Source organism: Mojavia sp. (assembly GCF_059505145.1).
Genome location: NZ_JCACKA010000085.1, coordinates 12,490 through 34,282, shown reverse-complemented (window position 1 = coordinate 34,282; position 21,793 = coordinate 12,490). Strand labels below are relative to the sequence as shown.

Sequence of the window (21,793 nt, the reverse complement as noted above, 5' to 3'; positions counted from 1 at the left end):
TAACTATTGAGAAAAATTATCTTTTGGATAGAAACTGCCAATTCTGGCTGCTGCCAGCATTTACAGTCATTAATTAGTTGTTAACCCTAGTTTAATCAGAGTGCAAAATGTCAAAAAATTTAGTAAAATTTATATAGATTAACCAATACTTGCATTTGTTATTTACTTCAGCTACAGTCAAGGCAAGTAGCTATAAGCAAAACCTGGTGTATTCTTTAAGAGCTTAGGCGAGGGAAAACGGTGAATATTAAATTTAAAGTCAAAATATATCAGAAAAAATTGTAATCTCTGTCGAAAAACAGATTTATACAAGTAAGTTTTAGATAATTATTTACTAACAGTAACTGGTGTTTATTGTTAACTTGTACCTTTAGCTCTTTAAGTATTAAACTACTTAATCAGATTTAGCTAAAATTTATTTTTTTCTAAACTAATTGAGAAAAATTCGCAATATATACTGGAAGAGAGATAAATTAAAAGCACGTAACGCCAATGAAAGCACACACTTTTAAACAAGAATTGCTAAATGACTTTTTGGAAGTAGATTGCCAAAATGGTATTGACTTTCAAAAATTGTTAGTTATACAACTACATCCCTTACAAAAGTGGCCTAAAAATGTGCCCATAGGTGAACACATAAGGGCTGTAAATAGTTATATAGGTTATTTAATTAAAAAATTAAATAACCTAAATTTTCGTCAAATATGTGACTGTAATATCAGCTACTTTGTTAATTTAAGTAAACTGGCTGCACGATACTTTTTATGCTCTTGTGCAGGAGTCAATATATTCTACTATGGCTCTCTAGCCAAGTATAGACAAGGTTGGCTTCAGCAATTAAAACGTTCTCGACTTCTTAACGATAAGCGATACAAAATTAACTTTGTCGCTACGCAAGAAGCTTTAGCAAGCTTATCTTTAACTCTTGTGGAGAATTTATTAACCGGAAAGACGTTTATTAGGAATGAATGTTATAAAGTGGCTACCTAGTTTGAGCCAGGAAATTCATTTGTTTCTGGTTATTGCGTTTATTAGAAGCTATTGTAGCTGACATCACAATTTTACTTTGTCATAAACTTGTTCATAAAAATAACATTTGAGAAAGCTAGATGAATACCTTTTTTTGTTCAGATTATTCAAGACAAACAGGAGAAGATGTTATTGGTAGCGCCACCAATTACGAAACTTATGTTTTAGTTGAGTGTCCTCCACCTTGGAAATCGCCAGCTTTTGATTCTAAATGGGTTCCTCATAATTTAAAGCTGTTGGTAGAGGAAGTAACCCGCACTAAACTGCCAATAAAATTTTTATTAATTGCTAATGATTTATCACACAAAGTAGACCAAACAACTCTGTTAATTTATCAAAAACAAAGCGGATTGAGTCAAGGATATCGCAAGCACGAGTTTAAGCTAGCAACTATTGATCAAGTAGCGGCGATCGTGAAAAAATTTTTATGGGGTAGCACGCCTGATTATGAAAAAGAAACAAGTATAACTAGAGAGATTTTAGTATGTACCCACGGCAGCCATGATAAGTGCTGCGCCAGACATGGTAATCCCTTCTACTTTCATGCTCAAAATACAATTTCAGATTTGGGTTTGGATAATGTTCGCATTTGGAAATCTAGCCATTTTGGTGGACATCGATTTGCACCAACAATCATAGACTTACCAGAAGGAAGATACTACGGTATTCTTGACCAAGACTCATTTAAATCGATTTTGACTCGAACTGGAGATATTCAGTGCTTAAATAAAATTTATCGAGGTTGGGGAATTCTGCCAACTCCAATTCAAATTTTGGAAAAGGAATTAATTCTCCGTCATGGATGGGATTGGTTTAATTACAAAGTAGTAGGAAAAATCCTTGAGCAAAGCATGGACAATAATACAGTGCTAGCAGAACTAACTTTTGAAAAAAGCACAGGTTCACTGTACACTTACCAAGCGAAAGTGATCAAGGATGAAACCAAAACGTTACAACTAAAGAGTTCTTGTAATGCTCACAAACCATCAGTAATGGTTCAATATACTATAGCTAGTGTGATGCTAGCTTCTAATAAAGTTGTAACTTGTAGTGTATGAAAGTAACAAAGGAGTCTACATCTACCACCAATCCTCAATATATTTGAATGTGTTGATTTCGTTCAAGAGTTAGAAGTTAGGAAAACAAAGAAGTGCTAAATCGACTACTTTCCTAACATTTGTAAATTATGTAACGTGGCATACATTCCTCCTTGTTGCAGCAATTCATCATGGCTTCCCTGTTCTATGAGTTCCCCTCGCTTGAGAACAAAAATTCGGTTGACATTGCGAATTGTAGACAGTCGGTGAGCGATAATAATAGCGGTACGCCCCACCAAAAGCTGATTTAATGCTTGCTGAATTAAAGCTTCTGTACCGACATCCAAACTAGCTGTGGCCTCATCTAGTACCAAAACTTGGGGATTGCGAATCGCTGCACGAGCAAAGGCTAGAAGTTGCTTTTGTCCGCTAGAGATATTAGTACCCCGTTCTCTAAGTTGAGTATTATAACCTTTGGGTAATAGTTCAATAAACTGAGCAATATTAGTTTGTTCTGCTGCTTGTTGAACTTCTTCAAAAGTGTAGTTATCTCCTAAAGTGATGTTGCTTTTGACATCACCAGCAAACAAAAAGCCTTCTTGTAAAATTACTGCCAGATAGCGCCGCAATTCTGCTTGTGGTAAGTCACGAATATCTATACCGTCTACAAGTATTCGTCCTTGCGTAGGTTCATAAAGACGGCATAAAAGACGAATGATCGAACTTTTCCCAGCGCCGGTGGGGCCAACTAATGCTATTTTTTCACCAGGATGAATGGTGAAATCTAAATCTTTAATTACATAATCATTGCCTTTGTAGGCAAACCAGACGTGTTCAAAGCGAATTTCTCCCAATTCGGCTGAAGAGTCGGTATTTTCAGATTCTAGATTAGCAACTAACTCGTCTATGTAACCAAATTTTGCATCATAAACTGAGACACGCGAATTAAAGCGATCGCGTATTTCTATCGGTTCATCTAAAATGTTAGTCACCCGTTCAATAGCAGTGAAGCCCGCTTGAATAACCGTGAATTTTTCAGCGAAATTCCGCAAAGGGTCAAATAATTGCTGGGCATATAAAACAAATGTTGATAAAATCCCAAAAGTGAGGCTTTTTTCTAGTAACAACCAACTACCTATCCAGAGAACACCTGCGATCGCTACTAAGCTAATCCACTCCAGGATGGCTGATACTGCTGAATCGTAAAAGATGGTTTTATCTATTTGTTGCTTATAACGTTTGTTTGTAGTGCGAAACAATTCAGCATTGAATTTCTCTCGCCGAAACAACTGCACTACGTTAATACCAACGATATTTTCTTGTAGCTGAGAGTTAAGGATAGAGAGTTCTTCCCGGACTTTGTAATTTGCTTGGCGGTACTGTTGCTGAAAGTAAACAATCACCAAGCTAATAGGTAACAGTAATACCAGCAGCAAGCACGCAATTTGCCACTGGATAGAAAACATCAACCCGAGAATCACCAACATGGAAAACACATCGGACACAATACCAACTGCGCCGGTAGAGAAGACATCTCCCAACGCTTCCACGTCGCTGGTGAGTCTGGTAATTAATTTACCAACAGGCGTCTGGTCAAAAAAACGTACAGATAAAGATGTCACATGATGAAATAAATCATCACGAATTTCTGCGGTGATTTGTTGCCCTAGCTTCTGTACTAAAAAACCCTGAAAACCTGTAAATGCTAATCTGACAATAATAGCAACCAGCAACAGCCCTTCCAGGATATTTAGCCCTTGTAATAAAGGACGATTCCTGAGAAACTCATAAACGCTGGGTTCATTACGGATCAGTGATATAGCCTGTCCAATCAACAATGGTTGTACGGCATTAGCTAAGGCGATCGGTACGAGTAGACACATTGATAGCGCTAGTAGTCGTAAACTACGACGGGCATAAGGTACTAAGCGCAAAAATAACCGCCAGTCATTTTCACGGCTACGGTATTTTTTGTAAGATTTTTTCAAGGATTGGTAGGTGCTCATAGTAAGAGCATTATATTAATTTTTGCACTGAACACCATGCCTGAGATAGAAACTATACGACTGCGGCTAAGGCACTTCACCCTAGATGATTTCGATACCTTGTTTCGCCTTTACACTGATGTAGAAGTTATGAGGTATTTGTCGCCAAGAACGCAATCACAGACCAAGGCAAGCTTATGCAAACATATTCAACACTGGGAAAATCACAACTTCGGAATGTGGGCAGTTATACACCAATACGGTTCAGTTAAGCATTTTTTTTCTCTTTGTGCTCTTTGCGCCCTTTGCGGTTCGTTAAAAAAATTGAGTTCAACAAACAGTTATAGTCTTAACTGAACTGTATTGCATTATATTACACATCTAATTTGCACATTGAGACAGCAGAGGAGCAGGGGAGAAGGGTTGACGCTTTTTCTCCCAAATTAAAAATATGCAAGTTAAATGTGCATTAGCTTACTAAATTTTAAGAGTTCAGTTTTTGTATAGTCAGCAATAATTCATTGATTGTGTAAGGCTTGGGCAAAAATGTAGTTACACCACTCTCAGCTAATGCTTCTAGCTTATTGCTAGACATTAATCCGCTGGTGGCAACGATTTTGACTTTTGGGTTGATTTTTCTTAAGGTACGGATGGCGGTTAAACCATCTAAGGTGGGTAGCATTAAATCCATCAGGACAATGCTGATTTGATCCATATGTTTAGCATATAAAGCGATCGCCTCAATGCCATCACCAGCAATGATGGTTTTGTAGTTATGAGTTTCTAGCGATGTTCGAATAATATCCTGAATAGCGGGTTCATCGTCTACAACTAAAATTGTTTCTCCGCTGGCGGCGATCGCTTTTGGCTCTTCTGGGCTGGGTGTTTCCATCCCCTCGACTGCTGGCAAATATACCTGAAACTCGGTGCCAACGCCTACCTCACTATGCACGTTCACAAAACCGCCGTGGCTTTTAATAATACCAATGACCGTAGAAAGCCCCAAGCCTGTGCCTTGTCCTACCTCTTTTGTAGTAAAGAATGGCTCAAAAATTCTATCCAGGATTTCTCTGGGAATGCCAACTCCAGTATCAGCAACTGTAATTACTGCGTATGGCCCAACTTGAGCTTCTAGGTTCATGCGAGCATAGTTTTCATCAATATACAAATTGTTTGCAGAGATAGATAAAGTACCACCATTGGGCATAGCATCACGTGCATTAACGCAGAGGTTCATTAACACTTGATGGATTTGAGTACCATCTCCAGAAATCATCCATAAATCTTGTGGTACATCAATAGAGACTTGGATAGATTTTGGGAATGTCTCTTTAAGAACCTTGGCAACTTCCATAATTAGATGTCTGAGTTGCAAGTTGATATGCTTCCCTTCCACACCCCGCGCAAACGACAGCACTTGCTTGACTAAATCGGCTCCGCGTTTAGCGTTGATTTCCAGAATTTCCAACAGATGAAGAGTTCGTTCATCCGCATCAGGAAATTTTAGTGGGAGCAGTTGCGCTCCTGCCAGAATTGGCGTCAGGATATTGTTGAGGTCATGCGCGATACCACTAGCTAGAGTACCAATGCTTTCCAGGCGTTGGGCACGAAACAATTGTGATTCTAAACGTTTTTTTTCGGTGATATCCGTGTCAACGGTGAGAATTGATTTAGGCTTACCTTGTCCGTCGCACACCAAATTCCAACGGCTAGAAACTAAGATTTCCTTACCAGTTTTGGTAACTTTAGTTAACTCACCTTGCCACTTACCTTTACGTATGACGTTCAAAAAAGCTGCTTCGATTTCCGGTGGATGTTCATCGTCGTACAATAGTTCGCTGGTATTTTTCCCCCTAGCCTCTGCCGCTTGCCAGCCGTAAAGGTTTTCTGCTGCTTTGTTCCAGTAAAGAATTTTATTTTCTAAATCTCGCACGAGAATTGCATCTGTAGCGATGTCTAGCAATGCTGCTTGTTCACGGATTGTGTCATCAGCCAGTTTGCGATCGCTAATATCAATACAAGCACAAGTAATTCCTATGACTTGTTGTGATTCATTTCGCAATGGTTCTACAGTCAAATCGTAATATCGAGTTCCTTGGGCGGTAGTAATGGCTACTTCATCTCTAGTGCCAACTCCAGTAACAAGTACACTAAGTTTAATCGCAGTTAAATGGTGGGCATTTTCTAAAGGAATTAATTCCGAGTCACGTTTACCCAACATTTCTTCCGCCTTAAATCCAAAAGCGGGATTATAAACCCAGGTATAGCGTAATTCTTCATCCTGGTTGAAAACAAAGATTGGAGAGTTTTTCAAAGCAACGCGAAATCGTTCCTCACTTTGCCGCAGTGCATCCTCTATCCTTTGACGCTCAATCGCATAACGCATACAGCGTACCAGCAGGTCGCCAGTTACTTGCCCTTTAACCAAATAATCCTGCGCGCCTTGCTGCATCGCCCTCAATGCTAAAGTTTCATCGTTTATACCAGTAAGTACGATGATCGGAGTTGATTTTGCCTGATTGTGAGCTTTAATAAAAGTTTCCAACCCTTGGCTGTCTGGCAAAGAGAGGTCTAATAGCATCACATCAAAGCTGTTATTAGATAGATAGTTGAGTGCCTCATTCAGCTGCTCAACAGGTATCAAATCGACTACTACTGCGGTGACATCCTTTAACAATTCTTGTAATAGCAGGACATCACCGGGATTATCTTCAACTAACAAGACTTTAATAATTTCACCTGCCATTTCCATCACTCCGGCGGCAGTTTGACGATCGCAAACCAAAAGTTTTCTATAGATCGTACAATTCTGACAAATTGATCGAAGTCGACTGGCTTAGTTATGTAACAATTGGCAGCCAGGTTATAAGCTTTAAGAATATCTTCTTCAGCTTGAGAAGTCGTCAGGACAACTACAGGAATCCTCTTAAGATTTACGTCACTTTTAATTTCTGCTAATACCTCTCTTCCATCTTTTTTAGGTAGGTTTAAATCAAGTAGCACAATATCTGGATGAGGTACTTGAGCATATTTATTTTGTTTGCGTAAAAATGCCATTGCCTCTACCCCATCTTCGACGACATTCAGATTAACCGAGATTTTGCTGTCTTCCAAGGCGATGCGCGTAAGTAGAGCATCGCCAGGGTTGTCTTCTACTAACAAAACCTCAATAGGCTTAACCTCCGATAGAATTATCACGATTGCTTACCTGCTTGATCTGGAATTGTAAAGTAGAAAATCGAGCCTTGACCAGGTTCCGACTCCATCCAGATACGACCGCCGTGGCGTTCTATAATCTTCTTACAAATTGCCAGACCAATTCCAGTACCTGGATACTTACTTCGGCTGTGCAAACGCTGAAAAATTACAAAAATTCGTTCAGCATACTGGGTTTCCAAACCAATTCCATTATCACGCACTGAGAACAACCATTCATTCTCTGATGGGCTGAGATTTGAATTTTCTCCGTCTGGGTTCGCTGTTTTTCTAATTGCTGTGATATGAATTTGAGGTGGCTCCTCTCTACGGAACTTGATTGCGTTACCGATCAGGTTTTGGAACACCTGTGTTAATTGAATACTATCAGCCATCACTTCTGGGAGAAAGCCGTGGGTGATCACTGCGCGACTCTCCTCAATTGCAACTCGGAGATTAGCGATCGCCCGTGCTAAGACAGTAGTACAATTGACTAGTGCAAATGGCTCTCCACGGGTACTGACACGGGAATAGTTCAACAGATCGTTAATTAAGGTCTGCATCCGCAATGCCCCATCTACAGCGTAGGCAATAAACTCATCCGCATTGGCATCTAGCTTATTTTTGTATTTTCGCTCTAGTAACTGTAAATAACTAGTCACCATCCGCAATGGCTCTTGCAAATCATGGGAAGCAATATAGGCAAACTGTTCTAATTCGGCATTAGAGCGAGTGAGTTCCTGGCTTTGAAGAGTCTGTTGTTCTAGAAGTTGGGCCTGGGATAAAGCAATGCCAATTTGGTTCGCTAGCTGTTGCAACAACTCTAATTCAGAACCGTGCCACTGTCGGGGAGCAGTACACTGATGAGCAATCAACAAGCCCCAAATACCCTCCCTGATGAGAATTGGTACTACTAGGTTAGCTTTAACACAATGCTGCTGGAGAAATTTTCGATGGCAGTCTCGGATGTCGGCCTTTTCAACATCTGTGATTGCGCTCACTCTTCCCTGGCGATATCTCTCCACATACCCTTGCTGAAAGCACGGGTCAAGAATATTTTGCCCTAAAATTACAGGCCAGCCAGGTAACACTGCTTCTTGCACCACCGTTCCCGAACCATCTGGCCACAGCCGAAAAATCACAACTCGGTCAGCTTGTAGCAGTTTTTGTACCTCAGTCACCGTGGTTTGAAGAATTTCTTCTAATTGTAAAGATTCACGAATTTTCAAGGTGATTTCCGAGAACAGCTGCGATCGCAAATACTGCCGCTTTAATTCTTCTTCTGCCCGTTTGCGTTCAGTCAAATCGAGGGTAACACCAATCATCCGAGTCGGATTTCCATCAGGCTCATAGATGCCAACACCTCTAGATAATATCCAGTGAACACTACCATCAGGCCAAATATTGCGGTACTCTGCCTCATAATCGCTGTGATTTGCCAGAGCTTGTTTTACAGACTCTTGCATATAAGTGCGATCGTCAGGATGAATGCATTCCAAAAGCGTATTGTAGGTAAACTCAGTTTCTACTGGTAGGCCAAAGTTAACCTTGCATTGGTTAGATAGAGTTAACTCGCTGGTTTTCCAATCAATCTGCCAGGAACCGAGTTTAGCCGCCTGCAATGCCAAGTTCAGGTGTTTTTCACTCTCGCGCAGGGATGCTTCAATATACTTGTTTTCGGTAATATCACGCGTGACTCCCAGCAGAGCAATGATGTTTTGCTTAGAATCACGAAGCGGAACAGCGTGGGTTTCCATCCAGCGAGGAGTACCTTTGAGACCAATGATTTCAAATTCCAGTATTCCTGATTCACCTTGAAAAACTCTTTCGCTCAGATCTATAAAAGCTTGGCGATACTCAGCAGCGATTATAGGATGTATACATTGTCCCCTTACCTGATTAAGAGAATCAGCTTCAATCATTGCTAACCCAGCTGGATTCATTTCTAGCAATGTGCCATCTTTAGCAAGCAATTTCACGCACTCAGGTTCCGAATCAATAATTGTGCGTAGCAGATTTTCACTATCGGTCAGTCTTTTTTCTGTACGCTTGAGTTCCTCAGCAAATCGGGAAACCTCCACTAAATTACGCCTTAGCTCCAGTTGGCTGATAACTTGACGGCTGAGAGCTATAAGTGCCTCTACTTGTTGTTGGTTCAGTTCTCGTGGAACTTGGTCAAGTACACACAAGGTTCCCAACATTTCTCCGTTCGGAGCAATTAAGGGTACACCTGCATAAAACCTGACAAAAGGATAGGAAATTACTACTGGATTAGTTACTAAATCTTCGACAGCTAGCGTATCAGAAATTACTACAACATCTTTTCGCTCTTGGCAAAGGTAAGATAACCCACAATTACGGGGCATTTCCGGTACATCTAAGCCTAGCCTTGCCTTAAACCACTGGCGGTTTTCATCGATAAAATTTACCAAGGCTATGGGAGCGCCACAAATAAAGGCGGCTAACTTGGCCAAATTGTCGTAAGCTTCTTCTGGTTCAGTGTCAAGAATCTGATATTGGCGGAGGGCCTCAAGCCTCGCTGCTTCGCTATTAGAAAGTACAGGGTGCATAAATTTTTATTAAATTATATAAATTATAGATTTTTTAATGTATTGGTATTTATACATTACAGCTATAAGTACTTATAAACTTACTAGAACTTACCTCTATATCTTACTTTAGGAGGATGCTTTTTATATATTTATTAGAATATATGCAACGAATGCTTTTATCATCTAAGGCAATCGTTCGTTTGATATTGGGTGGAGCGATCGCACTGTGCCAGTTGCGTAAGTCCTGTTATTGGGGTGTATAAACGCCTTCTTCGGCTTTGCTTTGGGTGGGTATAAGAGTTTTCTTTTCATCATGTACACCCTTAGATAACAAATTCAAGGCGGTCAGAGCAATAATTTAAAGGTCGATGGGTGATAAAAGCGAAGCTCCAAAAATTACAATTTACTTCTGATAGTGCTTTTAGTTAATAAACTAGAAAAAATATTTTTTTAAGTCTTCTTAATTAATGACTAACTAAAATTTAAACTAATAAATCAAAAAAAAATATGTATATTTTGTATTTTAAATCGAGCTATATTAAAACTCGAATTAAATTAGTCATGGATTTATATGCGTCTACCAATCATTATTAGTGCGGGATTGTTACTATCTGTAAACCTTAACCTACCTGTAATGTCCCAATCTCCCATAGAGGTAGTACAATCGCAAGTAAGTAATAACTTGAATTTCAGACGATTAAAATTCAATCGGTATTTGTGGAATAAAAAAAATATTTCTAACTATCGCTATACACTTAGTAACAGTTGCTTTTGTATACCCGAAGCTAGAGGCCCCGTAGTCATCGAAGTACGTAATGGTCAAACAACTTCCATTACTCTTATCGCTACGAGTCAACCAGTTGATCCACAATTATTTCAACAATACAATACAATTCCTAAGCTGTTTAATGTGATTCAGGACGCTATTAACCGTAGAGCATCCAGCTTGAATGTGAGGTATGATCCTCGATTCGGCTATCCAACCCAAATTGACATCGATTACAACACTCAGCTAGCTGATGAAGAAGTATATCTTAGTATTGAAAATTTTGAGGAAATTCGATAGCTACTGATGCTCAGTTGTATTCAAAGATAGTAAATCAGGGCAGCAGAGGAAGCGGAGGGGAAATCCGAATCTGTCTGCTCATAACTTAGTCTCACAACAACCTTTAGCCTCAGCTGAACCGTATTCCTCTATGAATGAGGTAGCGTTAATAAGAAACCTTAACTCGTTGGTCACAAATGCATTAAGGTTCTCTATGAACGAGGTAGCGTTAATAAGAAACCTTATTGCTTGAAATGCGATTGCCTACAGCACTGCGCTCCGCGCGCAGTAGCGGGATTGTCTTGGAACCCTACACTCGTTGTTTGGACTGAGTGTAGGAGTATGTCACATTGTAGATAGAATATGCGATCGCACCTCCTCCACCAACTTATGCAAATTACCCATATTGAGACGATAACTCAGCGGATGGGCAATTAATCTTGCTGTGCTTTCATACAAAGTGGTAATCTCAATCAAACCATTCTCTCGCAACGTCCGCCCAGTAGAAACCAAATCTACAATCGCTTCAGACATTCCTGTAATCGGGCCTAGTTCCACGGAACCATATAATGGCACGATTTCCACTGGTAAATCCAAACTTTGGAAATATTCACGAGCGCAATTGACATACTTAGAAGCAACCCGACCATGAGCTGGTAAATCTAATGGCGATTGATAAGGACTAGATGCTTTTACTGCTACAGACATCCGACAATGCCCAAACTGCAAATCAACCAAGTGTGCAACTTGCGGCTTTTTCTCCCGCAGCACATCGTAACCAATAATACCTAGTTGTGCCTGCCCATATTCCACATAAACAGGCACATCCTGCCCCCGCACCAGCAGTCCTTTCGCTTGTCCACTAGCATCAAAAATTTGAAGTTGGCGGTTTCCTGGTTCTAAAAAAGCGCTAAAATCCAATCCTACAGATTGCAGTAGGTGGATGCTATTTTTAAGTAGTTCCCCTTTAGGTAACGCAACAGTTAACATTATTGTCCTTAGTATCCTTGGCTACAAACACTTGGCAAACAAGTGTTCTTTTCTTGGCAGTTCATTATATTGAGAATATCTCTATATGCTTACCATAAGCAGCATGAGAATTTTATTAGTCGATGACGAAGTTGAATTAACTGGTCCCTTAAGTCGCGTGTTAACTCGTGAAGGTTACAACGTGGATGCGGTTTATGAAGGTATAAGTGGTAGTCGTTTAGCGCAAGCGGGTAGTTATGACCTATTAATTTTAGATTGGATGCTGCCAGGAAAAACGGGGTTGGAGATTTGTCAGGAATTGCGTCGCCAAGGTAAAACCACTCCCGTGCTATTTCTCACTGCCAAGGATACTCTAGATGACCGAGTTGAGGGTTTAGATGCTGGTGCAGATGACTATTTAGTCAAACCCTTTGAACTGCGGGAGTTACTAGCACGAGTCCGCGCTTTATTACGGCGATCGGGTGCAGAAGTATATAGTATTACAACCGGACGTTTAGTAGTAGCTGATTTAGAACTCGACAGCGAAAACCAAGTAGCTTATCGTCAAGAACGAGTAATTGAGCTATCTCAAAAAGAAAGCCAGCTGCTGCAATACTTTATGGAACACACTGGACAACTACTTACTCACGTCCAGATTATGCAACATCTATGGCAAGATGATGAGCAACCTAGTAGCAATGTCATCGCGGCATTAATTCGCCTACTGCGGCGCAAAATTGAAGTCGGTAAAGAAACCCCACTAATTCACACAGTTTATGGAAAGGGTTACCGTTTTGGTGCTTCTTCAGTAGATTCAGTGCAATAATATTGAACGATTTCGCTAACGTTAATTTAAAATCCAAAATAGCATTACTTGGTTGTGGTGTCTGTCCCTAGTAACAGCCCACTCTACCGAAGCTTGGAATTCTTTCATATTAATGAGTTTCTTAAGAACTAATCGCATTAGATATGTCAACAAACACCTAATTTGGGCTATTTCCCGGTCAGGAGGGTAAAATCAGGATTTGAAGCTAAGATTACACGATTTACCTGTTTCAGCATGAACAAAAAATGGGCAGTCAAGCGAATCACTATAAACTTGGCCGCAAATGAAGCCAAGAACCTTGAAAAGTACTGTGAACAAACGGGCAGACCAGCAACGGATGTGATTCGAGAACTCATTCGAGCATTGCCAGTGACGAAGGGAAAGTAGATTTGCGAATCATTTAAATATTAGAACTTGGTTTGATTGGAGGTATTAAATTAACGAGCCTTGGCAATTTTTGGTGAATATGAGAAGGACGAACAATTGAGCAATGATGTGCTGCGCCCGGCATAGACGAGTGCAGCACGCCGAAAACAAGAGGACATAATAACCAAGAGACGATTTCTCAGATCCGGCGACTATGCTTGTTCTGTCGTCACTTCGTCAGAGAATAATCTCTAAGCCTTGTTTTTAAGGGTTTTCGCAACAATAGTATTGAACAGTAAATATCCAGTTGTGATTTTCTAATCTGTTGATTATTGCTCTTTAATTACTTTTGTCAGATTAAATTGAAAACTTTTGTCCAAATCTGCAACATTTTCAAACTTGGTGTGAAAAATCAGGTCACGGCAACGCTCGAATGAGTTCTCTAATCACATCTATTGCTGGTCTGCCTGTCTGTTCACAATACTGTTCAAGGGTATCGGCTTCATCTAATGTCAGGTTTATAGTGATGCGCTTGAGGGTCTTTTTTTTACTATAGGTTGCCAAACTGAGAAATTTATGGGCGACGGTCTTATTCATTGATTGCTACACTAAATCTTTACACACTTTCCTGATCAAGATTGCCAATTCAGAACCTTATTTACCAGTGAAAATCGGGATTTTGAGATTGAACTTAAGCTTTGCGTTCCAAATATATTGCTGAAATGTCTAAGTATTAAGTAACTAGCGTCACACATAATGAATCTGCCATTACTCAAACGCAATATGCTTTTGACTGGAAAGCTGATGACAGCAATACCCTACAGATTGTCTATTGAACAAGCGGTATTGACTTAGCAAGACGAGTGGATTATACCGTTTCACTTTAAGGTTGATACAAGTAGCCAGCAGAGGAGTAGAAGAGTAGAAGAGTAGAGGAGAAAATATTTGTATCTCTCATTTAGTGAAATGGTATTACCTAACGTAGTTTTTATTTATTAGTGAATATTTTGACCATAAACCTTTTTTAAATCCTGTGCAACATGAGATTATTTTTTTGTTATATAGTTATCAGTTCATATCTACAGCAACCAGGTAGATAATTCCTTTTAGTCAAAGGCAATTACGCGAACGGTGAGTTAATACATGACTTTACAGAATTGGAGACGCAAGCGTGGTGTTGCACTTACTACTAAGGGGTTGCAAAAATTTAACGAAGCGAAGCTAAAGTCAGAAGCCAAGGAGAATTTTGGCAATAGGTATACTCTTGAAGAAATGAGTGCCCGTTCTGGGTTATATTCTGGCACAATCTCGAAAGTATTAAATCGTGAAGGAGGGGTAGATAAACAAACTATTGAAAAGCTTTTTTCAGCTTTTAACTTAAAAATAGATAAAAGTGACTATTCAAGCTCAACTACTCATCTAGATTGGGGAGAAGCTATCTTTACATCAGTTTTTTATGGGCGTATAGAAGAACTGAGCACATTAGAGCAATGGATTCTCAGTGAACACTGCCGATTAGTGGCATTATTGGGAATAGGAGGTATTGGTAAAACGGCGCTGTCTGTAAAGCTGGCTCAACAAATTCAGGATAACTTTGAGTATGTTATTTGGCGATCGCTACGAGAAGCACCGCCCGATAAAACTATTATTGCTAACTTAATCCAAATTCTTTCTGACGAGCAGGAAACAGAAGGTAACTTACCAGAAAGCTTGAGCGATCGGGTATCAAGACTACTCTATTATTTACAAAATTATCGCTGTTTACTGATACTTGATAATGCAGAGTCAATTCTCCGTAGTGGTAGCCGAGCAGGACTTTATCGAGAAGGATATGAAGGACATGGTGAGCTTTTAAGACGGATAGGAGAAGCAACTCACCAAAGCTGCTTAGTGCTGACTAGCCGCGAAAAACCTAAAGAAGTGGCATTACTGGAAGGAGAATCACTACCTGTTCGTTCATTACCACTGAGCGGTCTAAAGGTGACAGAAGGGCAGGAAATCTTGAAACTCAAGGGTTTATCTGCCGCAGAGGATGAATGTAAAGTAATGATTGAACGCTATGCAGGTAATCCATTAGCTTTGAAAATAGTTGCCACAACTATTCAAGATATCTTTAATAGTAATATAACTGAATTTTTGCAACAAGACACAGCTGTTTTTGGAGATATCCGCGATATTTTAGAACAGCAATTTGAGCGCTTGTCAGAATTAGAAAAAGAAATAATGTACTGGCTAGCAATTAATCGAGAGCCGATTACACTTTCAGAATTGCGAGAAGATATTGTATCACTAGTAGCACAAGCAAAATTGCTGGAGGCGCTAGAATCTCTAGGAAGGCGATCGCTAATCGAAAAGGCTACACCTACGCTGAACAAAAAAAGTGGATCACTATTCACGCTCCAGCCTGTGGTCATGGAGTATGTAACTAGTAGATTGATCGAAAAATTCTGTGAAGAAATTATCACTCAAAATATTGATTTGTTCAAATGCCATGCTCTAATGAAGGCAACGGCAAAAGAATATGTGAGGGATGCTCAAATTCGCCTTATCCTCAAACCAGTTATAGATGGGTTGCTAGCTAGCTTTAGAAGTAAAAATAAATTAGAAAATCATTTGGTTCAAATTTTATCAAAACTACGAGAAACATCACCTCTAGAACAAAGTTATACAGCAGGAAATATCTTCAACCTGCTTTGTAATTTAGACATTGACCTCAGTAGTTATGATTTTTCTTATCTGACTATTTGGCAAGCAGATCTGCAAAATGTCAAGTTACATAATGCAAATTTTACTCATGTCTATCTAGCTAAGTCTGTTTTTGTTGAAACTTTCGGTGGGATTTTTTCGGTAGCCTTTAGCCCCGATGGAAAAGTTTTAGCTACTGGTGATACCAATGGAGAAATTCGCTTGTACCAAGTAGCGAACAGTCAGCAAATTCTCACTTGTAAGGGTCATACTGGTTGGGTCTGGTCAGTCACTTTTAGTCCGGATGGTTACATTCTTGCCAGTGGTAGTAATGACCAAACAGTAAAGCTATGGGATACTCGCACCGGAGATTGTATCAAAACTTTGTACAGTCATAGTGGTGGGGTTCGATCAGTTGCCTTTAGTTCAGATGGTCATACGCTTGCTAGTAGCAGTGATGACCAAACAGTGAATTTGTGGGATGTTCATACAGGTGAATGCTTTAAAACTCTACAAGAACATAGTTGTAGTGTATGGTCAGTTGCTTTTAGCCCAGAAGGTTACATATTGGCAAGTGCAAATGACGACAATACGGTAAAGCTGTGGGATATTAACACCGAATCATGTATTTACACCTTGGAGGGTCACACTCAGCGGGTATACTCAGTCACTTTCAGCCTCGATGGTCATACACTAGCTAGCGGAAGTCATGACCAAACAGTGAAACTTTGGGACATCAGTACTGGTCGATGTTTACAAACTTTACAGGGGCATACTGACTTAGTACATTCAGTTGCCTTCAGTGTAGATGGCAGTACTATTGTTAGTGGCGGTGATGACCAAACAGTAAGAGTATGGGATCTTAGTACTGGTCAATGCGTCAAGACTCTACAAGGGCATAGAAGTAGGGTATGGTCGCTAGCAGTTTGTATAAATCAAAATATTTGTGCTAGTAGTAGTGATGACCAAACGGTAAAGTTATGGAATATAAACACTGGTCAATGCATTAAGACATTACAGGGTTACAACAATGGCATATGGTCAGTCGTGGTCAGTCTGGATGGTAAAATTCTTGCTAGTGGCAGTAATGACCAAACAGTAACACTGTGGGATGCTAACAGTGGCAAGTGTCTCAAAACTTTGTGCGGACATACTAGTAGAGTTACATCAGTTGTGTTTAGTCCTGATGCTCATTTACTTGCTAGTGGCAGCGAAGACCGAACTGTAAGGCTTTGGGATCTTATTACTGGTAAATGCCTTAAAATTTTCAAGGGACATAGGAATCGAGTTACATCAGTCACTTTCAGCACCGATAGTCACTTTCTTGCAAGTGGTAGCGATGACCAAACAGTGAAGTTGTGGGATGTTAATACTGGTCGATGCCTCAATACTCTACAGGAACATACTGGTAGAACTTGGTCAGTCACCTTCAGTCCTAACGATAATACACTAGCTAGTGGTAGCCATGACCGAACAGTGAAACTTTGGAATGTTAGTATGGATAGATGCCTTCAGACTCTCCAAGGTCACACTGACTGGATATATTCAGTTGCCTTCAGTGCGGATGGCTGTATGCTAGCTAGTGGCAGTGGTGACCAAACGATCAAACTCTGGGATCTCAACATTGGTCAGTGTTTAAGAACTTTGCAAGGGCACACCAATAGCGTATACTCAGTTGCCTTCGGTGCAAACGGTCATATACTAGCTAGTGGCAGTGGGGATCAAACAGTAAAGCTTTGGGATGTGGGGACTGGTAGCTGCTTAAGGACTTTAACCGGACATACTAGGTGGGTTTGGTCAGTCGCCTTGAGTCCTGATAGTCAAACCTTGGTTAGTTGCAGTGAAGATGAGACTATTAAAATTTGGGATGTAGAAACAGGTCAGTGCTTAAAAACATTGAGAAACAAAAGTCCTTATGAGGGAATGAATATCACTGGCATAACTGGGTTGACATCTTCTCAGAAAGAAACTTTAAAAGCTTTGGGAGCAGTTGAGTATTAATAAAATTTAGTATTTATGATATAGCGCTAATTTAGTTAGCTATTTGCGTTTTAGTAGCGCAATTACACTTAAAATACCCCCTAGCATCCCTATTCCAGCAGATGCTTCAGGTACTGACTGTGGCTTCAATGCTGAGAATGCTAATTCTCCAATTAGCTTGTGAGTAGCGGTTGTCGGATGGATTTCGTCCCAGAACAAAAATTTGTCAGGGTTACATAAAACTGGTAGTGTTGGAACATCTATAGGTACTACTGATAAGTCCCTACCAAGGCAAGAGTTGATCGCGTTGGTAAAACCAAATTCCTCTGGATCGGCAATGATTTTATCAAATAGGGAATTAACATTCAGTTCTATGATGTTGATATCAGGACTTAATTGTTGACTCAAAAATTTAAGTGTGGTGTTCAAGCTAGAGTTATGTGTGCTGCTTAATGTGTTGAAGAAGTTAGAGCTTTGACTATCAAAATTTGCAACAGGCATCTTTCCTAAATCCGGTAAATTAACCACCATGATATCTTTAGCTCCATCAGCAGCAAGTGATGTCACTGCCGCAGATAAATTTTCAATTGTCTTGGTAGGGTTAGGAATACTGTCGAAAAAGTAGCTTAGATAGTCGTTAGTACCAGCCCAAATAATGTATAGAGCATTAGGGTCAGCAGTTTGATTTCCTACTACAAAGCTATTTATCTGTTGCTGTAGTCCTGGTAAGCTAGGAACACCAAGATTCTCAAATCCTGTAGTAGCACCACCAAAGGCAAAGTTATTTTTTGGATTGAATGTTAATCCTAAATCAGAGGCAAGATAATCTACCCAAACCGAACCATTAGAAAAGCGCCCATTAAAATAGGTTGGACTTGGAGGAATGATTCCATTGCTAGCATTAAATACATTACCCGTATCGGAAAAACTGTCTCCAAAAACGTATATTTTGCCATAATCTTTTGCCAAGACTTTCCAAGGGAATAGGAAAGATAGCAGCAAAAAACCTGTTATTATAATTTGTCTTTGCACAGTTAATCGCTATATTTAGTTTAATTTTTATTAGTTTAAAACTTTTTGGATGTTTTTAAGAATGAGCGAGGCTCCTTTGTTCAGAATTTTTCACAGATGATTCAGAGTTTTTAAGCGGGTCAGAACCTAGCGCCACATCGCCCCAGCGCATCACACTTGCAGAGATAGCACCAGCTGCACCAAAACTATAAATAAGAACAAGGTCGTTTTTGCGAATATTACCTAGTTGTGCAGCATGGTATAGATTAGCCACAGCCAGTACTGGCCCAATGTTGGCATACTGAGGGTAAAGGTTAAGCGTGCGCTTAGGGTCAATATTTAGTACGCGCGTGCAGAAGCGCGCAAACCAAGCAGTGGATGTATTGAACAGAAAGAAGTCAATTTGCTCGAGACTAATGCCAGCAGCGGTGATAGCACCCTGGCAGCATGTACGAAGAAACTCCACAGATGTTTCACGAGTTACCTTGTTCGCTTCCTTGCATAACTTCATGCGAACCTGTAGATTGCCCTGTGCGTCCTTGGTAAGTGTAGGAAAAACCACATCACACAACGCACCGGCATGAATAGTTTTTGTGCCAAGGATTCCTTGATTCAATTCTAGTGAACCGACCACAAAAGCTCCAGCACCATCACTCAGAAACCACGACATAGTATCGTCCTCGTCGAAAAAGCGAGAGTAGGTGCATGAGATAACCACTAACACATTACGGTACTCTCCCGATCGTACCAAGGCACAGGCAGTTTGTAGCGCAACTGGGGTACTCCCACAAGTGGCATCAAGATTCCATGCAGCGCCTTGCAGATTTAATTTTCGGGCAAGGAAAGCAGCATTGCCAAATCCCACTTGTTCGGGCCAAACTGAGGCAACAATCATCAGATCAACGTCATCAGGAGAAAGCTTTGCTGCATCTAAGGCATCCTTTGCTGCCCGATATTCCAGGGTTAGTGAGGATTCGTCTGGCCCAAGTACCCAGCGTTCAACAGTTCCGCGAAAGGGATCTGAGAGATAAGGCATCATCTCCTGATCAAACTCGTTGCTGGGGGTGGATTCAGAAAGCGAAAATAGCTTTGCCAAGCTTTTTTGTTCAGCCTGAGCAATTAATTCAGGATATTTTTTTATATAGTAATCGTTTGTGCGTCTAATGCTTGGCAAGCTGACTGCAATCGCTTGAATACCTACTGGGTACTGCACCATATCTAACCACCTCTCAATAATTCGTAGCACCCTGTGTTATCAAACTCTGATTACGACTTTCAGATGCTGGTGTCTGGGTATGGTCGATGACTACATCAACCACAAAAGGTTCACTCGCTGTAATTGCTTTTTCTAAAGCTGCCTGGATCTCGGACTCCCTTTCAACCCGAATACCATCTGCTCCCATCCCTTGGGCAATCTTGACAAAATCTACTTGTGGAATCGCTGCATCCGCACTCTTGAAACCTACATATGTCATTCCTTGTTCACACATATTGTAACGCCCGTCGTTGAGTATAATCCAGACGGCGGGAATTTGGTATCTCACGGCTGTGTTGATCTCGTTGTTCATGAGCATAGCGCCATCCCCAACAATGGCAACGACCTTGCTATCTCGCACCAAGGCGGCACCCACAACCCCAGTAACAAAATGTCCCATAGACCCAAAGCCAGTGCTGGCCCGAAAACGATACGGTTCGGTAAATCGCAGCAGGTGAGTAGCCCAAACCAACGAGTTACCCACCTCGGTCATGATGATTGCATTGCTGCTCTCAACGATCACCTGTTGAATCTCATTCATGAGTACATCTGGTCGTACTGCAATGTCTGCATGAGGATTGATGACATTGTACTTAGGCCCCGGACACTCAGGTAACGGTTGTGTCTGAACTGTTGACTTCCCAATACGCTCAGGAAAGTACTTCAGTAAAGCTTTGACAAAAACTCTCACGTCTGAATGGACGGCAAAAGTCTCGACAGATGGATATGCCGCTCCTGGCACTTCTGGGTCGATGTCAACATGCAAAAAGCCCCGCCTGGGAATCATCGCTGGGTTCCAAAACGAGGTTAGTTCACCAAGGCGTGTGCCCAAGACTAAGGTGTGTAAAGGGCACTGCTCCTGCATATACCTCAGAACTGACTCATGCCCACCAAAGCCAGTGACACCTACGAACTGAGGATGGTCTTCGGGAAATATACCCTTGCCACGGGGTGAACACATCACCGCTGCCCCTGTCCTCTTAGCAAGCTGGTGAATCTCCGTAGCTGCATTACGTGCCCCGAAGCCAACCCAGATAGCAAACGTCCCCTCACACAACAAGCGGACACATTCTGCAATTATTTCTTCATCTACACTTCCTACAGCATGAGACAGAGTTACTTGTGGCAACGATGTCTTGACTGAACTCGTCTGGATATTTGTAGGAATGCTCAGATGTGCAACGAATCCTCCTGGTTGTGCTATGCCAAGGGCCAGCCTTCGAGAAACCTCTGCAAGTTCATCACTGCATTCAAGCGTTGTTGCGTAATGGAATACGGGGCCTGAGCTAAAAATACCTGTGCTAGGCATGGTGTACGTGCTGGTTTCCTGGCAAGCCCAACGTCCTCGCTGCAATGTCGAAGTTGAAGCTGACACGAGAATAACTTTAGCACCTTCCCAACGGGCAGCTAATAAACCTGTGAGAGCGTTGGTTATTCCTGGGCCTGTTGTGGTAAAAACTACAACAGGTCGACCACTTGCAAAATACGCCTCAGTAGCTGCAAAAGCTGCTCCTGCTTCATGGCGAAAGTGCAAAACTTGGATGGAGCTATGGTGCAACGCAGCCCACATAGGTGCGATCGCGCCTCCCGAAACACCAAACGCATATTGCACTCCCATATCTTCCAGGATTTTAACCACTGCCTCTACCACCAAACGAGGTTCGGATGGCTTACCGTGAGATGGCTGTTGAGTTGAGTTGAGTTGTTCAGTGGTATTCGCTTTTGTATCCTGAAATTTAGCATCCATGACAAACAAACTATCTTAGGAATAATTCCTTCTGTGGTGTAACATTATCCCATATGCTCGACTCACCAATACAATTTTTGTATAATGCCCATGCAAGTTCATTAGCATTAC

General features: G+C 40.9%; 16 protein-coding genes. 7 read left to right on the top strand and 9 right to left on the bottom strand.

Annotated features, from left to right (window positions below):
* Window positions 1-492 precede the first annotated feature (492 nt).
* Both AC5JL8_RS25085 and AC5JL8_RS25080 read left to right on the top strand, forming a co-directional pair.
* Window positions 493-990 (top strand): hypothetical protein, encoded by a 498-nt coding sequence (locus tag AC5JL8_RS25085; RefSeq protein ID WP_495882391.1) that lies wholly within the window; start codon window positions 493-495, stop codon window positions 988-990.
* Window positions 991-1,109: 119 nt separating this feature from the next.
* The gene (locus AC5JL8_RS25080) at window positions 1,110-2,087 is read left to right on the top strand and encodes a ferredoxin family protein (RefSeq protein ID WP_495882390.1); all 978 of its coding nucleotides are present in this window, start codon (window positions 1,110-1,112) and stop codon (window positions 2,085-2,087) included.
* A 104-nt stretch (window positions 2,088-2,191) separates the two neighbouring features.
* Here the strand turns inward: AC5JL8_RS25080 and AC5JL8_RS25075 are convergent, their stop codons facing one another.
* Window positions 2,192-4,072, bottom strand: a complete 1,881-nt coding sequence (locus AC5JL8_RS25075; protein WP_495882389.1) for an ABC transporter ATP-binding protein — start codon at window positions 4,070-4,072, stop codon at window positions 2,192-2,194.
* Window positions 4,073-4,108: 36 nt separating this feature from the next.
* On the opposite strand from AC5JL8_RS25075, the gene AC5JL8_RS25070 reads away from it, so the two are divergent.
* Entirely contained in the window at window positions 4,109-4,408 is a 300-nt protein-coding gene (locus tag AC5JL8_RS25070; protein WP_495882388.1) for a GNAT family N-acetyltransferase, read from the top strand.
* A gap of 127 nt (window positions 4,409-4,535) precedes the next feature.
* Here AC5JL8_RS25070 and AC5JL8_RS25065 read toward each other — a convergent pair whose 3' ends face one another.
* Genes AC5JL8_RS25065 through AC5JL8_RS25055 form a run of 3 tightly spaced genes read right to left on the bottom strand, consistent with a single transcriptional unit; the run spans window position 4,536 to window position 9,816 of the window.
* Entirely contained in the window at window positions 4,536-6,797 is a 2,262-nt protein-coding gene (locus AC5JL8_RS25065) for a hybrid sensor histidine kinase/response regulator (RefSeq protein WP_495882416.1), read from the bottom strand.
* Window positions 6,798-6,802: 5 nt separating this feature from the next.
* Window positions 6,803-7,249 (bottom strand): response regulator, encoded by a 447-nt coding sequence (locus tag AC5JL8_RS25060; protein ID WP_495882387.1) that lies wholly within the window; start codon window positions 7,247-7,249, stop codon window positions 6,803-6,805.
* Window positions 7,246-9,816: a GAF domain-containing protein gene (locus AC5JL8_RS25055; protein WP_495882386.1), complete on the bottom strand. Its 2,571-nt coding sequence runs from the start codon at window positions 9,814-9,816 to the stop codon at window positions 7,246-7,248. Before AC5JL8_RS25055 ends, AC5JL8_RS25060 begins: the two co-directional genes overlap by 4 nt.
* Before the next feature lie 553 nt (window positions 9,817-10,369).
* On the opposite strand from AC5JL8_RS25055, the gene AC5JL8_RS25050 reads away from it, so the two are divergent.
* Window positions 10,370-10,864, top strand: coding sequence for a DUF6174 domain-containing protein (locus tag AC5JL8_RS25050; protein ID WP_495882385.1), 495 nt, complete (start codon window positions 10,370-10,372; stop codon window positions 10,862-10,864).
* 324 nt (window positions 10,865-11,188) lie between these two features.
* On the opposite strand, the gene hisG is transcribed toward AC5JL8_RS25050, so the two are convergent.
* On the bottom strand, window positions 11,189-11,833 hold the full coding sequence (hisG, locus tag AC5JL8_RS25045) for an ATP phosphoribosyltransferase (protein WP_495882384.1): 645 nt from the start codon (window positions 11,831-11,833) through the stop codon (window positions 11,189-11,191).
* A gap of 103 nt (window positions 11,834-11,936) precedes the next feature.
* Between hisG and rppA the strand changes: the two genes are divergently transcribed.
* Both rppA and AC5JL8_RS25035 read left to right on the top strand, forming a co-directional pair.
* A complete protein-coding gene (gene rppA / locus AC5JL8_RS25040; protein ID WP_495882383.1) occupies window positions 11,937-12,638 on the top strand; it encodes a two-component system response regulator RppA in 702 nt (233 codons plus the stop codon).
* A 234-nt stretch (window positions 12,639-12,872) separates the two neighbouring features.
* Complete coding sequence (locus AC5JL8_RS25035) at window positions 12,873-13,025, top strand: ribbon-helix-helix domain-containing protein (protein WP_495882382.1); 153 nt, start codon at window positions 12,873-12,875, stop codon at window positions 13,023-13,025.
* A 396-nt stretch (window positions 13,026-13,421) separates the two neighbouring features.
* On the opposite strand, the gene AC5JL8_RS25030 is transcribed toward AC5JL8_RS25035, so the two are convergent.
* Entirely contained in the window at window positions 13,422-13,601 is a 180-nt protein-coding gene (locus AC5JL8_RS25030) for a CopG family transcriptional regulator (RefSeq protein ID WP_495882381.1), read from the bottom strand.
* A gap of 546 nt (window positions 13,602-14,147) precedes the next feature.
* On the opposite strand from AC5JL8_RS25030, the gene AC5JL8_RS25025 reads away from it, so the two are divergent.
* Window positions 14,148-17,690 carry a WD40 repeat domain-containing protein gene (locus AC5JL8_RS25025; RefSeq protein ID WP_495882380.1) on the top strand — a complete coding sequence of 1,181 codons (3,543 nt, stop codon included), beginning with the start codon at window positions 14,148-14,150 and terminating at the stop codon, window positions 17,688-17,690.
* A 39-nt stretch (window positions 17,691-17,729) separates the two neighbouring features.
* On the opposite strand, the gene AC5JL8_RS25020 is transcribed toward AC5JL8_RS25025, so the two are convergent.
* From AC5JL8_RS25020 to AC5JL8_RS25010, 3 genes are read right to left on the bottom strand one after another with little or no spacing between them, the layout of a single operon-like run.
* Entirely contained in the window at window positions 17,730-18,701 is a 972-nt protein-coding gene (locus tag AC5JL8_RS25020) for an SGNH/GDSL hydrolase family protein (protein ID WP_495882379.1), read from the bottom strand.
* Between the two features lie 55 nt (window positions 18,702-18,756).
* Window positions 18,757-19,896: a 3-oxoacyl-ACP synthase III family protein gene (locus AC5JL8_RS25015; protein WP_495882378.1), complete on the bottom strand. Its 1,140-nt coding sequence runs from the start codon at window positions 19,894-19,896 to the stop codon at window positions 18,757-18,759.
* Window positions 19,897-19,909: 13 nt separating this feature from the next.
* Complete coding sequence (locus AC5JL8_RS25010; protein ID WP_495882377.1) at window positions 19,910-21,682, bottom strand: ScyA-related TPP-binding enzyme; 1,773 nt, start codon at window positions 21,680-21,682, stop codon at window positions 19,910-19,912.
* Between the last annotated feature and the right edge of the window lie 111 nt (window positions 21,683-21,793).